Below are 14555 nucleotides of genomic sequence, written 5' to 3' on the forward strand. Positions count from 1 at the left end.
AAAAATTAAAGCCCCCAATAGGATCAGGGGGCTTTAATCTCTAATATGTAATCAGTTTTTGAAAAAAGCGTTGAATTGCTTATTCCAATCGTCTAAGTTATTGTGAATAATACGTTTTAAAAATGAAGGCTCGTTTGATGCTGTTTGTTTATTTAACTCTCTGTTCTTATCAAAATTAGATAACTTGAAAATAAACGTTGCGTTACCTGTTTTCAAGTTTTCGAGTATCATAAGGTCATTATTGTTGAATTCAAACATTAAATATTCATGGAAGCCTCCCAAACCCATAGTTACATCTGATGGCTCTTTTTCCTTTAACAATGCAAATCTGTAGCTGTTACCTTCTGAAACTTCCCCTTTTTCTTGAGAAATAATTTCATCTCTGATAATTTCTAACTTTTCAGCTATAGACAACGTTCCAGAGGATAATATCTTTTTATGCTCAAATTTCGTAACAGGTACTATTGGTTCAAATTTGCTGTCATAAATCATAAAATAAGATCCTAAAGCGATAGACATATTCATGGCAGCACCAGCTTGAAGATACAAAGCATCACTATCATTCATTTTGAAAGCCGGAAAGTGAAGAATAATCTCGCCTTGTGGAGTCCTTGCAGTTTCTAAAGCCAAGTTATATTTATGTAGCAATTCTTTTTCCCAAATGTGAAACTCCCTATCATAGTCGATATCCTTTTCAAACCTTTTACTATAATAATGGATATGCTTCCAAATAGTTTCTTTGCTCTCAGGTTGCTTTCTAACCATTTTGCCAGCCGTATTTTCTTTCAATGACCCTTTTTTACCGGTCACGATAAGTGTAGTTTTTGATCCGGAAATAAGCTCTCTTAACCCTGGGTGTGACTTTCCCAATTCTGTAAGATTTTTAATTCCAAATCCTATGTAGAAAGTTTTGTCTTCTAAAACTACCCCTTTGAGATATTTTGAAGAATTTAATACTCGATTCATGAATTGCAGTCCTTTCTGAGCCCTTTAAGAGGCTCTCTGTTTTGCTCAACATTCATAAATTCATTCATTTCTGAATTACTTTTAATCCATTTTTTTTCAAGTGGATTAATTACTTCCGAACCGGAGCATACCGCTCCCGATCGGTGGTTATCACCAATTTTGGCCATGTCTAAAGAAATTAATTTTTCTTCTAATTCCTCGGGAAGAAGAGTATCCGACAATCTTTGGGAGTATGACAACGCCTTGATAATAAACTTTTCAAAGTTGAAACTTTTTATACCTTTGCGGCGTTAAAAAACTAACATGCGTCATATAGTATGTCACTGTTGAAACAGTAGATTGTTTTGACATTACTTAAGCCAAGAGGATTCGCACTCCTTTTGGCTTTCTCGTATAAAGAACGTTTCAGTGCTGATTATCAATAGGCTTGCCAAAAATGTTAGCACTTGTATTTTATCTTAAAGGTTAAAAATCTACTGTCTTTTTTCGCGACACATCAAGACAATATGTCACAACTTTGTAAAAAGCCGTATCAAAGGTTGATTTTAAAATCTACTGTCATGTTTGTCAGTTTTTGCCGTTGTTGGTGTTGTCACCAACAACTTTACGACTATTAAGTAATGGAGGAATGCATCGAGGCTTGTTGGAGACAACTGCAACAAGGGCAACATCGCCCATCTGCCCTGCCGAGCTTGTCGAAGCATTAGCGAATAGGCCTTTACGCACGCCCTTCGACGGAGCTCAGGGTGACCCTTTTTCTTTAATGCGAAGCGTCTTAACCCCTGATAAGCTCTAATACTCCAGCCACTTTTTAATTTTGAGGCCGGTGGCGGCACCTTCAGCATATTTGCCATCCTCGTGGTTTACGGCGCGCAGCAGTACCCCGTTGTTCTCCAGTATCACGTCCTCATAAAAACCTTTAAACAGCACCTGCTTTACGGTCCATTTACTGGTTTTTAAAATACCGTTAAGGCGTATCCATTCGGGGTATATTACTACATATTCTTTTGTCGGCTCTAGTCCGCAGGCACGGGCCTCGGCGGCGGTTAATACATTGCAATTAGTTAGCAGTTCGGCAGTATACAGGTTTGCGGGGGTTTTGTACAGCTTTTTTGGGTGCCCGCTTTCTACTATACTTCCCTGCTTTAATACCAGCATCTCGTCGGCCATTGATAGCACCTCGGCAGGGTCGTGCGATACCATTATCACCGTAAGCCCCGTTTGCTTTACTATCTGCCTTATATCGTGCTGCAGCCCCTCTCTAAACGATGTATCTACCTGGTTAAAGGGTTCATCAAGCAACAGCACTTGTGGGCGGGTAATAATGGCGCGGGCAATGGCTACACGCTGCTTTTCGCCGCCGCTAAGGTCGGCAACCCGTTTAAGGGCCAGCGGCATCATATTTAGCTGTGTTAAAACCTGTTCGGTTTGTTCCTCTTTAAATTTCACGTTGGTACTGGGCAGCATGGCCGCCACGTTATCCCAAACACGGGCAAAAAGGTTAAGGTCGTCGGTATGCTGGGTAACCATTTTCATGGCATCGTGGCCGGGTATCAGCTTTTCTTCGGGGCCCCAAATGCGTTCGCCCTTAAAGTTTACTGTGCCCTCATCGGGCGATAGCAGGCCGTAAAGTAAGCGCAGCAAGGTGCTTTTACCGCTACCGCTTTCGCCTATTATAGCCGTAATTATGCCGGGCTTTATCTCCAGGTCGATATTTTTTACGCCCGATTGTTCGGCGCCGGGGTAGGTTTTAGTTATCGAAACCGCCTGCAAAAAAGGTACATCTGCCATTTAGGGCCAAAGATAACATCATTTAAGAATTTATAAGATGAAAAGGATATGCCGGAAAGTTCTAATTTCGAAAAATGAAAAGCATTAAACCTGTTAGGCTCATCCTGTCGCTGGCTGTTATTGGCCTGCTGAGTTCTTTTATCATTATAGATAAACCTGTTAAAAAACAAAGTGCCAAACCGGCAATAGTTAACATCGTCAACTTTATACGCCTGCTGGAGCCTCGCGATTCGGCAATTACCCAGGATGTGCTTTATCAAACCGTGGTAAAGCAGGTAGCTATCATGAAAAAGTATAAGCTGGGCGGTAGCTTTTTGCTGCAGTACGACGCGCTGATGGACCCGCGCTATCAAAAGCTATTAAAGGCCTTGCCGCGCAACTCTTTTGAAATTGGCGCCTGGTGGGAAATACCGCAACCCCTTGTAGAAAAAGCCGGGCTAAAATGGCGCGGCCGCTACCCCTGGGATTGGCGTGCCAATATTGGCTTTTCTACAGGGTATACATTAGCCGAGCGCGAGAAGATCACCGACGTATACATGGCCGATTTTAAAAGGATATTTGGATATTATCCAAAATCGGTAGCATCGTGGTTTATAGATGCGCATACGCTACAGTACATGTATAATAAATATCATATTGTGGCATCGGCCAATTGTAAAGACCAGTACGGTACCGATGGCTATACCCTTTGGGGCGGCTATTGGAACCAGGCTTATTACCCCAGCAAAATAAACTCCTATATGCCGGCGCAGCATGCCGCTAACCAAATACCGGTCCCCATTTTCAGGATGCTGGGCAGCGACCCTATACGCCAGTACGATACCGGCTTAGGCACCAGCAGGCAGGGTGTGGTAACGCTTGAACCGGTTTATGCCTTTGGTGGCGGCGATGCCGAATGGGTAAAATGGTTTTTGAGGGAATTTGTACAAGGCGAATCTATGGAGTTTGCCTATACACAGGCCGGGCAGGAAAACTCTTTTACCTGGGATGCCATGGCCAAAGGTTTTGAGATACAGATGCCGCTGATAGCTAAACTGCGCGATCAGCATAAAGTGAAGGTTGAAACGCTGGCAGCATCAGGCGAGTGGTTTAAGGCGCATTATAAAACTACCCCGGCAACATCAGTTACGGTTAATAAAGACATGGCCGGCAGCGACCGCAAAACGGTTTGGTTTAACAGCCGCTTTTACCGCAGCAACCTGCTTTGGGAAAAAGGCACGCTAAAATTCAGAGATATACATTTGTTTGATGAAAAGTTCCCATCAATATACGAAAAGGAAAAGGCTACGGCTAATGAATGTGTATTTTTTACCCTGCCTGTAGTTGATGGCTACATTTGGAGCACACCTAAAGAATTGGCGGGATTAAAATTTAAAGCTGTAATTGATAACAAGGTTGTGGATTTAGAAGGCGGCGACCCGGTTATTAGCAACCCATCGCCGGGCAAATTATTCATCAGCTGGCCGCTAAAGGGCGGGCACGGCAACCTAACCATTACCATGGGCGAGCGCATTATTAAAATAAATGTTACCGGCGGTAAAGCCAATAACTGGTATTTAGATATGACCGCGCCCGACAAAAGCAAGCTGCCCTATACCACCATCGCCCAAAACAAACTAAACGCCAGCTTTGAGGGGATGAATTATGCGGTAAAAGCGCTAAGCGGATATTTTAAAGGAGCCGACGACAGCAGCGCCTTTAAGCTATACCCGGATAACAATACCATTATACTAAACTTGGCGGGCAGCAATTAAAAGAGCAAAGCCTTTAGGCCTAAGGCCTAAAGGCTTTGAATTGTAGTGCCTTTGCTTTTTACCAGCCCAAACTCATCCCGAAAGAGAAGTTACGCAGGCCGCTTTGGGCGGGGCTATCCTGAAACATATCGTTAAAGTAGTACTTGGCAAATACGCCTATTGCGCCGTAACCTGCACGCAACGATGCACCATACCTGAATTTGGCAAAATGGTAATTGCCGCTTAACTTTTGGCTGCCGTTAGCTTCGCTTTCTTGCTTTAAGCTGCTGCTTAGCAAAGCGCCCATTTCTAAAGCACCCACAAAGTGAAACCGGCGGCCATCCCAGTCCTCGCGGGTCCTAAAATCAAAGGCAACGGGTATCCGTATATAAGTTGCGGTAAGGCGGTTTTTATCGTATTTAACATTATCGCGTACATAGGTAAGCGACGATTGATCGCGCTGTATGGTCACACTTTCGCGCAGGCGCAGGTTTGTCCAGTCGAACCCGCCGGCAGTATATATCCTGAACGAGCTATTAAACCTGTAGCCCAACTGTAACACATCAAAGCCTATGTTGCTACTTCGCCACGAGCGGTAGTTCAAAAACTGGTTGGCCGGCGATAGCTTAAAGCTGCCGTTATCATTAAGGGTGGTTAAACCAATATCAAACCGGGTAAAAGTTAACCCGAACGACAGGCCCGGCGCTTTTGATGCATGGTAGGCCGTATCGGGGCTGCTGGTGCTTACCTCTGTAGCATCGCCGCCAAAGCCAAGCCTTATGCGTGTATGGCGGCTTTTAGTAGTATCTGTTTTAACGGAGTCGGTTACTTGTGCAAATGCAAATGTTGTTGCAGCACATATCAGGGCGGTTAGTATTAATCGTTTCATATATATTGGTAATAAAGGTCGGTAATTTTATTCTTGTTTTTTTATTTTGATAATACCCAAATTGATGCCTGTGATGGTAGATTCATCGCCATCGGTATTGGTAAATTCTATTAGTTTATCCTTGCGCTTATCCAGCTTGCCAATCACCACGTTTAACATATCGCCAAAGCTGCGTATACGGTGCTTTCTGACCGGTGCGGCGGCCATAGCCTTACTACTTTGCGGCAATTGCGCCGGTAGCACATTTGGCGTAGTTGCAGTAGTTACAAAAGCCATATCGTCTTTAATATCGGTTTTTATACTCAAAGGTGTTTCTATATCGGGCACCACCGCTTTCAAAACCTCGCGGCGCGGGCTAAGCCGGGCCAATTGCTCTTCGGGCTGGGTTTGTTGGGCCGTTGCAGGCGGTATTTGGCTTTCTTTAGGGCGATGACCGCCTTTTGCCTTTACTTTAATTTTTGCAATCAGCTTAACCGGCTCAATATTGCTTGCAGTTACAGGTGCAATACTCGGTGCAACTTTAGCTGCCTGTGGCATATTATTGCTTTTTGTGGGATGTTCGTTCTTTTGCGCCACAAGCTTATTGGGCTTCGTCGCGGCAACATCATCACGCTGCATAAAGTATAAGCCTGCCGATAGCAACACAATAACACTGGCCGCTATACTTAACCAGGCAATTACAGGTTTCCTTTTGCCTGAATCCATGCGGCGGGTAATATCCGGCCAAACCTGTGCTGATGGTTCTACCTCAACATCCTCCAGTTTATTGCGGAATAGCCGGTCAAGTTCTTTATCCTGCATAGCCATATTTTTTTCCTTCCATTTTTAATAGCTGTTCTTTTAAAATAGCCCTCGCCCTTGATAATTGCGATTTAGACGCCCCTTCGGTTATCCCCGCTATCTCGGCGATCTCTTTATGCGAGTACCCGTCAATAGCATACAGATTAAACACCATACGATACCCCGGCGACAAGCCCTTTATTAATAGCAGCAGGTCCTTAGCTTCCAAACTGCTGGCCGCAGCCGCGTTTACCGATGGCTCGTGCCCTGCTTCGTCAATATCAACCACCTGCATCATTTTATGGTGCTTGCGGTAATATTCTATAGAGCTGTGCACCATTATGCGCCTCATCCACCCTTCAAAAGAACCCTCGCCGCGGTAATCGGCCATTTTTCCAAAAACCTTTATGAAACCGTTTTGCAGCATATCCTCGGCCTCCATCCTATCGGTGGCGTAACGCATGCAAACACCCAGCATTTTGCTTGCAAACTGCTTATACAGCAGCTCCTGCGCTTTGCGCTGGCCGGCTTTGCACTGGTTTACAATCTCGTCGATACTTGGTTTAGGTTCCAAAAACATCATTTAACAGTAAGATGGTATTTGAAGGATAATGGTTGCATGGGTTGTAAAATAATTTTGAGTAAATTTGGATATGAAAGTAATAACCCTAAATGTACCCGATTCTACTAATATAGATGATAAGGAAGCCGCTATGCTGTTGGCAAGCAGTTTATATGAGCGCGGTAAACTTTCGTTGGGACAAGCTGCAGAACTTGCGGGACTTACAAAAACCACATTTGCCGAATTATTAGGCTCTTATAATGTGTCGATATTCAACTTTCCTGCAGATGAACTGATCAATGATATAAAAAATGCCTGAAACAATTATTGCAGATACCAGCTGCTTTATTTTATTGACGAATATAAACCAGTTAGATTTACTGCAAAAATTATACGGTACAATTACCACCACTACCATCATAGCAGAAGAATTTAAACAGTTATTACCCGAATGGGTAAATGTAAAATTAGCGGCAGATAATAAATATCAACGAATACTTGAGCTACAGGTAGATAAAGGCGAAGCAAGTGCTATAGCTTTAGCGTTAGAAATCACAGACAGCACAATCATATTGGACGATTTAAAAGCCCGCCAGTTAGCCAGCCATTTGGGGATATCTATTACCGGTACGTTAGGCATTATTATTAAAGCCAAGCAAATAGGTATCATCCCTTCAATAAAACCTTTATTAGAAAAAATACGGCAAACTAATTTCAGGATTTCGCCAACACTAGAAAGCATTGCACTAAAAGAAGCTGGAGAATAATATGAAAAAAGCACTTATAGTTTTATGTATCATTTTTTTGAGTGCCCTGCGCTTATCTGCGCAAGATACCTACACCCTGCTTAAACCCGACCGTATATTCGATGGCAAACAGATACATACCAATTGGTATGTTTTGGTTAAAGGCAAAGTGATAGAAGCAGCGGGCGATTCATCTGCCATTAAAGCACCTGCGGGTACAAAGGTTATTACCCTAAAAGGCAGCACCATAATGCCTGGGATGATAGAGGGCCATTCGCATTTATTTCTACATCCATATAACGAAACCAGCTGGAATGACCAGGTACTTACCGAAAGCCGTGCCGAGCGCACCGCCCGCGCGGTACAGCATGCCAGGGCAACACTAATGGCCGGCTTCACCACCGTGCGCGACCTGGGTACCGAGGGCGCCGCTTACGACGACGTGGGCCTAAAAACCGCTATTAATAAAGGTATAGTCCCCGGCCCGCGAATGCTGGTAGCTACGCGCGCTATTGTGGCAACCGGTAGTTACGGGCCAAAAAGCGCAGTAACCGAAGCCCATTTACCCATTGGCGCCGAAGAAACCGACGGTATAGAGGGCATTAGTCATACGGTGCGTTCGCAAATTGGCTACGGGGCCGATGTTATTAAAATTTATGCCGACTACCGCTGGGGCCTAAACGGTGCCGCCCAACCTACTTTTACTTTGGAGGAATTAAAAACCGCTGTGCAGGTGGCTAATAGCAGCGGCAGGCAGGTAGTGGTACACTCTGGTACGCCCGAGGGTATGCGCAGGGCTATTGCCGCCGGTGTGCGCACCATTGAGCATGGTGATGAAGGCACACCCGAAATATTCGCGCTGATGAAAGCGAAAGGCGTTGCCCTTTGCCCCACCCTTGCCGCCACCGAAGCTATTTACAGCTACAGGGGATGGAAAAAGGGTACAGATGCCGATCCGGATGGTGTTAAGCAAAAGCATAAGATGTTTGCCGACGCGCTTAAAGCCGGTGTTACTATTTGCATGGGCGGCGATGTGGGTGTATTTACCCATGGCGATAATGCCCGCGAAATGCTGCTAATGGCCGAGTACGGTATGAAGCCGATTGATGTGTTAAGATCGGCTACATCAGTAAATGCCGAAGTTTTTGAATTAAAAGATTTGGGCAATATAAAAGCCGGTTACCTGGCCGATATAGTTGCCGTAACAGGCGACCCGTCAACCGATATTAATGTGGTAAAACAGGTACAACTGGTAATGAAAAACGGTGTAGTGTACCTGCAAAAATAAACCCTTAAGAAGACCAATTATAACCAGTAAATATATGTACTTACTTACCAAACCAATGGCCAAACTGGCCCTTGCTGCTTTTATTTGGGCATGTGCCTTAACTGCAAATGCACAAGCTGTGTTAATACCGATAGAAACTAAGGATAACGCGATGGTGCTGCAGGCCAGTGCCGACAAGCACCTAACCGTAATATATTTTGGCAATAAGCTATCGGCTAAAAACGAGTATGGGGCCATTACTAAAGCTAACCGCAGTGGCGGCGATACCGAAGGCTATAACTCGGCCTATACTACATCGGGTACCCAAAACTTGCTGGAGCCTGCTATTGCCGTAACCCATGCCGATGGCAATAAGTCGTTAGAATTACAATACGTAGACCATAAAACCACTAAAATAAACGATGATGTATCGTTATTGAGCATACGCCTTAAAGACCCTGTTTACAACTTTGAGGTTACGCTTAACTACCAAACCTATTACAACGAGAACGTAACTGAGCAGTGGAGCGTGATCACCCATCATGAAAAAGGCGATGTTGTATTGAATAAGTACGCCTCGGCCAACTTATACCTGCAGGCTGGTAGTTACTGGTTAAAGCATTACCATGGCGAGTGGGCCCGCGAAATGAAGCCTGAAGAGGAACAACTAAACCATGGTATTAAAACACTGGATAGCAAATTAGGTGCCCGCGCCGATCTTTTTCAGCCCCCGGTATTTATGATATCGCTTAACAAGCCATCAGGCGAGGATGAGGGCGAAGTATTATATGGCAACGTAGAGTGGAGCGGCAATTACCGTATAGACCTGGAGGTTGACCCATCAAACAATTTACGTCTGATAGCCGGCATCAACAATTATGCTGCCGAATACACCCTTAAACCGGGCCTGGCTTTTGAAACCGCCAAGTTTGTTTATACCTATACCGATAAGGGCCAGGGCGAGGCCAGCCGTAACCTGCAAACATGGGCGCGCAAATATAAAATTGTAGATGGCAATGGCCCGCGGCTTACGCTGCTGAACAATTGGGAATCGACCTATTTTGACTTTAACAATGATAAACTGGCAGGGATATTAAAAGATACCCATACCCTGGGTGCAGACCTGTTTTTACTTGACGACGGCTGGTTTGCCAACAAATACCCGCGTAATGATGACCATGCAGGCCTGGGCGATTGGGAAGTGAACAAGGCCAAACTGCCCGAGGGCATTGCCTTTTTAACCAAAACAGCTAAAGCCAACGATGTAAAGTTTGGTATATGGGTTGAACCCGAAATGGTAAACCCAAAAAGCGAACTTTACGAAAAACACCCCGACTGGGTGGTGAAACAACCGCAACGCCCCGAGCTTTACTACCGTAATCAATTGGTATTAGACCTAAGCAACCCAAAAGTGCAGGATTTTGTATTTGGCGTAGTAGATAAGCTATTTACCGAAAACCCTGAACTCGCTTACATTAAGTGGGATTGCAACGCGGTAATGTATAACGCGCAATCGAGCTACGAAACGCATAAGGCTAACTTTTATACCGATTATGTAAAAGGGCTGTACAGCGTGCTGGATAGGCTGCGTGCCAAATACCCTAAAGTGCCCATGATGCTGTGCAGCGGCGGCGGTGGCCGGGTTGATTATGGCGCGCTTAAATACTTTACCGAGTACTGGCCAAGCGATAATACCGACCCATTGGAGCGTATATTTTTGCAGTGGGAGTACTCGTACTTTTACCCTGCTATAGCCAGCAGCAACCATGTTACCGATTGGGGCAAACAGCCCATTAAATTCCGTACAGATGTTGCCATGATGGGCAAATTGGGTTTTGATATTGTGGTGAGCAAACTATCAGCAAATGACCTGGCCTATTGCCAAAACGCTATTAAGGTTTACAAACAATACAGCGAAGCCATATGGCACGGCGACCAATACCGCCTGCAAGACCCTTGGCACAACGATGTAGCAGCTGTAATGTATACCGAAGAAGGGAAAAACAAAGCCATTATGTTTAACTATTTAGTGAGTAACCGCTATAACGCAGGCACACATTTGCCTATCAAACTAAAAGGATTAAAAGCCGGTAAAACTTACACCGTAAGCGAGATCAATTTATACCCCGGCACCAAATCATCCATAGGCACAGCAACCTATAGCGGCGATTTTTTAATGACCGTAGGTATAAACCCCGATGTTAGACAAGGCCGGGCAAGTGTGATATTGAGTGTGGAGGAGAAGTAAAAAAAAATATTAACCGTAACTTTTAAATACAAAACCTACTTAATCTACACGTATGAAATTTATATTAAAGCGGCAAAAACTATTATTAAAGATCATTGGCCTTGTTCAGCTTATTGGCGGCATATTTGGTATTGGCCTGATGGCTTACTTGATGATGCACATTGAAACTATTACCGGACCAACTTTATTAATTTTACTTTTTGGCTTGAGTTTATATATATATTCCATTTATTGTGGCAAGTCACTGTTGTTTGATAGGAACAAGACAAAAGCAATTATAGTAGGTATAATTAATCAGGCATTACAGATATTACAATTTGGTATGTTTGGCTATGCCTTTAAATATGTGTCTGGTTTCGAGTTTACTGTAGGTATACAGAATTTATCTTTAAAATTTAACATTTCAGCCATTTTATCATCATTCACAATGTCTATAAACTCTCAAGCTGATTTTAATTTAAGTATCAATTTAATGGCCCTTGCAGGTGCAATTATATTGGTTGAAATTTACAATAACCGGAATGTTGTAATACTAGAAAATGAAACGATAGTCGAAAATAATGATAATGACATGGGTACTTTTAACAATGATAAAGATCAGGAATTAACCCCCGCTAATAACTTATAAATAAAAATGATTTAAGATACATTAGTGGACGTGAAGTAATGACGCTGATAGATTAGTTTTAACTATATGTAACGTTTTTGTTTCAATCTTCGTCCTGTTAGGTAATTGTTAAAAAAAACCGAAACAGAATGATCACAAAATTTACCAAACGTACTGTTCTATTATTTGCATCAGGCGTATTATTATTAGCTGCCTGTAAAAAAGACGACCAATCCGAAATAACAGCAACACCTGTTGATGAACAGGATACTATTACACAAAACGGTTTAATGCTTGCCGCTACTACGCATATGCTTACCCGTATGGACCAGGACGCTAAGAACTACACGGCTTTTGCCTACAGCAACGGCCTTATCACAAAAGTAGATGAAAAGGAAGATGGAGAACTTACTACCACAACCTTTACCTATGATGCCAAAAAGATATTGAAAAGCGCGCTTACCAAAGGCGGTGGCATGAACTATATTTACACAGGCGGCCTGCTTACCCGTGTAGATATTGTAACTAACCCCGGTAACAAAGTAGTTAGCTACATGAAATTCGCTTATCAAAACAACAAGATATCCGAAATAACCATGTATGTTAAATACGGAACCGCAGATGTGGCATTTTTAAAGCTAGCCTATACTTATACAGGCAGCGATGTAACTACTAACAAAAGTTATATTTACTCGTTTGTAACGCATAAATTTTCGCTTACAGAGACAACCCAAACGGTTTATGATACTAAAAAAAGCCCCATAAGCAGTACACCTCAATTGTCGCAAGCTTTTTTCCAGGCTTTTTCTATACATAATCCGGTTAAAGAAACCACAACAGATGAAAAAAATAAGGTTACCGAAATAAACACTTATACCTACACTTACGATAGCGCCGGCTACCCTTTAATCCAAACTAAAAAGAACGCGCAACCAGGCTTGCCACCTGTAACTACTAAAATTAAATACGCCTATAAATAAAAAGGTTATAAGTACAAAAGCCCCGCATGCGGGGCTTTTGTACTTATACTAACTTGAATAGTGGCGACAGATTAGTAAATATTTAAACCTACGCCTACTTCAATATCAGTTTACGTATGGTATTGTTGTCGGTAAAGTAAATGGTGTTCTCATCTTTAGATAATGCTATACCATCGGCCAAAACGTAGGCTTTGTCCCCTACCCCGTCGGGGTGCGAAAACGTAGATGAACTGCTTAAACCCACCAGGCGCGTTAACTTATTATTAGATATGCTTACAATGGCACCCTGATCTACTATGTAAATAGTGCGGCTGTCTTTATTGGCAATAAAGTCAATTATCTCATGAAAATTGATGTCGCGGAAAATACGGGTAAACACGCCACTTTTGGTAAGCTTATACACATATTTATGGCGTATAACAATGTACTTTACGCCGTTATAGCCACAAAACACATTGGTTACCGCTGCATATTCCCGGCTGCTGGTATTCAACGAATCTAAGGGCGGGGTAAAGGGATGTTTTCCAATAACGCCATTCGCTATTTCGGTACTTTCGGTAAATCCCTGCCTGTGATTTTCGGCACCGGTAACAAAGCGTTCGCCGCATGTTTGTAAATAATCGCTATATGGGTCTTTGGCAATGTTATAATAGATATAGGTATAATAATTTACCTGGCTGGCGGGGGTTATCAGTTCGCCGGATGGTTTCAATATCCAAAATTTATGCTGTTCCTTAGGTGTAAGATCATAATAGGCCAAAATATTAAGTGAGCCATCTTTTGATAACAATACCTTTTCGGGATAAACAAGTTTCTGGCCGTCCTTAGCTGTTGGAATATTCACAGTAGTAACCACACCCCCGGGGGTTAATTTGCGTACCGCGTTATTAAATAAATCTGCTACATATAAGGTGCCATCATCTGCAATATCAATCCCATGCGGATAGTTGAACCTTGCATCGGCACCTGTACCATCTGCATTACCCTGAACATTGTACGAGCCGGCAATTGTTATTACCGATAATGGAGCAGGCCGGGCTGTATCAATCATCGAGGCCCTGGTTACCGCCAGCTTAGCGTTAGTTAGTGCCGGTTGTTCGCTTTTTTTACATTGGGTAGTTAACAATACCGACCCTAACAGTAATGCCTGGTAAATTTTCTTCATAACCTAAAATTTTAAACTTGAATTGGTTTGATTTTGATATGGCCTTATAAGGGGATAGTAAAGGCTTAGGGCAAATTACAAAGCTTATTAAAATTGCAGGTATACAATATTGGCACAGTTATTTTCACATATATGGGTCATAATTGGCAAACAACCCAGGTAAGCACCGAATAATAATTTATGGTAAAGGTGAGGAGAAGAGCGGATATTCGGCTAATGTTTTTCCCTTAACCTTTTGTAAATGTTTACAGCAATCATAATAATGATGCTGAAAAGAATTATACCTACTACGCCATATATCCAGTTAACGGCATTTTTTAACACCACTAAAAATACAATAGCGAAAAGCAGTATGGTAGCCAGTTCGTTCCAAAGGCGTAATTGGGTAGATGTCCACTTGAAAATCCCTTTGGCCATTTGATTCATTTTTTGCTGACACAGAAAATGATAAATAATAAGCCCTATCACAAACAGCAGCTTTATATGTAGCCAGCGCTCGTGCCACCAGGCTGGTAACAAATGCAGCATGGTTGCACCCGCAATAATAACCAGGTACATGCTTGGCGTAGTAATGATCCACCAAAGCTTGCGCTCCATTATCTCAAATTGGTCAGAGAGTATCTTGCGGTCGGGTTGTGGTCTTTCCTGTGCTTCGGTGTGGTAAATAAAAAGGCGCACCATGTAAAACAGCCCCGCCATCCAGCAGACTACAAATATGATATGTATGGCTAATACGTATTGGTACATATACCCCCCACCCCCCTGAAGGGGGAGTTTTTTAATCGTTTATAATGCCGCCTCACCTAATCATCACCCCTTCA

General features: G+C 43.1%; 15 protein-coding genes. 7 read left to right on the plus strand and 8 right to left on the minus strand.

Features of this window, described 5'->3' with window-relative positions:
• Nucleotides 1-51 precede the first annotated feature (51 nt).
• From FFF34_017290 to FFF34_017300, 3 genes are all read right to left on the minus strand, one after another.
• Complete coding sequence (locus FFF34_017290; protein ID TSD63351.1) at nt 52-966, minus strand: hypothetical protein; 915 nt, start codon at nt 964-966, stop codon at nt 52-54.
• Nucleotides 963-1187 carry a hypothetical protein gene (locus tag FFF34_017295; protein TSD63352.1) on the minus strand — a complete coding sequence of 75 codons (225 nt, stop codon included), beginning with the start codon at nt 1185-1187 and terminating at the stop codon, nt 963-965. The genes FFF34_017290 and FFF34_017295 overlap by 4 nt, the downstream gene beginning before the upstream one ends.
• Nucleotides 1188-1758: 571 nt before the next feature.
• Nucleotides 1759-2757, minus strand: coding sequence for an ABC transporter ATP-binding protein (locus FFF34_017300; protein ID TSD63353.1), 999 nt, complete (start codon nt 2755-2757; stop codon nt 1759-1761).
• A 74-nt stretch (nt 2758-2831) separates the two neighbouring features.
• On the opposite strand from FFF34_017300, the gene FFF34_017305 reads away from it, so the two are divergent.
• Nucleotides 2832-4511 carry a hypothetical protein gene (locus tag FFF34_017305; GenBank protein ID TSD63354.1) on the plus strand — a complete coding sequence of 560 codons (1680 nt, stop codon included), beginning with the start codon at nt 2832-2834 and terminating at the stop codon, nt 4509-4511.
• Between the two features lie 58 nt (nt 4512-4569).
• On the opposite strand, the gene FFF34_017310 is transcribed toward FFF34_017305, so the two are convergent.
• From FFF34_017310 to FFF34_017320, 3 genes are read right to left on the minus strand one after another with little or no spacing between them, the layout of a single operon-like run.
• Nucleotides 4570-5379 (minus strand): PorT family protein, encoded by an 810-nt coding sequence (locus FFF34_017310; protein TSD63355.1) that lies wholly within the window; start codon nt 5377-5379, stop codon nt 4570-4572.
• 27 nt (nt 5380-5406) lie between these two features.
• Nucleotides 5407-6180: a hypothetical protein gene (locus FFF34_017315; GenBank protein ID TSD63356.1), complete on the minus strand. Its 774-nt coding sequence runs from the start codon at nt 6178-6180 to the stop codon at nt 5407-5409.
• Complete coding sequence (locus FFF34_017320; protein TSD63524.1) at nt 6170-6739, minus strand: sigma-70 family RNA polymerase sigma factor; 570 nt, start codon at nt 6737-6739, stop codon at nt 6170-6172. Before FFF34_017320 ends, FFF34_017315 begins: the two co-directional genes overlap by 11 nt.
• 73 nt (nt 6740-6812) lie before the next feature.
• On the opposite strand from FFF34_017320, the gene FFF34_017325 reads away from it, so the two are divergent.
• The 6 genes from FFF34_017325 to FFF34_017350 all read left to right on the plus strand — a co-directional run bounded on the left by FFF34_017325 (nt 6813) and on the right by FFF34_017350 (nt 12569).
• Nucleotides 6813-7040 carry a UPF0175 family protein gene (locus FFF34_017325; GenBank protein ID TSD63357.1) on the plus strand — a complete coding sequence of 76 codons (228 nt, stop codon included), beginning with the start codon at nt 6813-6815 and terminating at the stop codon, nt 7038-7040.
• Nucleotides 7033-7488, plus strand: coding sequence for a DUF3368 domain-containing protein (locus FFF34_017330; protein TSD63358.1), 456 nt, complete (start codon nt 7033-7035; stop codon nt 7486-7488). Before FFF34_017325 ends, FFF34_017330 begins: the two co-directional genes overlap by 8 nt.
• Before the next feature lies 1 nt (nt 7489).
• A complete protein-coding gene (locus FFF34_017335; GenBank protein ID TSD63359.1) occupies nt 7490-8755 on the plus strand; it encodes an amidohydrolase family protein in 1266 nt (421 codons plus the stop codon).
• 55 nt (nt 8756-8810) lie between these two features.
• On the plus strand, nt 8811-10982 hold the full coding sequence (locus FFF34_017340) for an alpha-galactosidase (protein TSD63525.1): 2172 nt from the start codon (nt 8811-8813) through the stop codon (nt 10980-10982).
• Between the two features lie 52 nt (nt 10983-11034).
• A complete protein-coding gene (locus tag FFF34_017345; GenBank protein ID TSD63360.1) occupies nt 11035-11610 on the plus strand; it encodes a hypothetical protein in 576 nt (191 codons plus the stop codon).
• A 128-nt stretch (nt 11611-11738) separates the two neighbouring features.
• Complete coding sequence (locus FFF34_017350; GenBank protein ID TSD63361.1) at nt 11739-12569, plus strand: hypothetical protein; 831 nt, start codon at nt 11739-11741, stop codon at nt 12567-12569.
• A 94-nt stretch (nt 12570-12663) separates the two neighbouring features.
• Here the strand turns inward: FFF34_017350 and FFF34_017355 are convergent, their stop codons facing one another.
• Nucleotides 12664-13734: a hypothetical protein gene (locus tag FFF34_017355; protein TSD63362.1), complete on the minus strand. Its 1071-nt coding sequence runs from the start codon at nt 13732-13734 to the stop codon at nt 12664-12666.
• Nucleotides 13735-13947: 213 nt separating this feature from the next.
• The gene (locus FFF34_017360) at nt 13948-14481 is read right to left on the minus strand and encodes a CopD family protein (GenBank protein TSD63363.1); all 534 of its coding nucleotides are present in this window, start codon (nt 14479-14481) and stop codon (nt 13948-13950) included.
• Nucleotides 14482-14555: the final 74 nt, after the last annotated feature.

The organism is Inquilinus sp. KBS0705, from assembly GCA_005938025.2.
In the GTDB taxonomy this organism is placed as follows: domain Bacteria; phylum Bacteroidota; class Bacteroidia; order Sphingobacteriales; family Sphingobacteriaceae; genus Mucilaginibacter.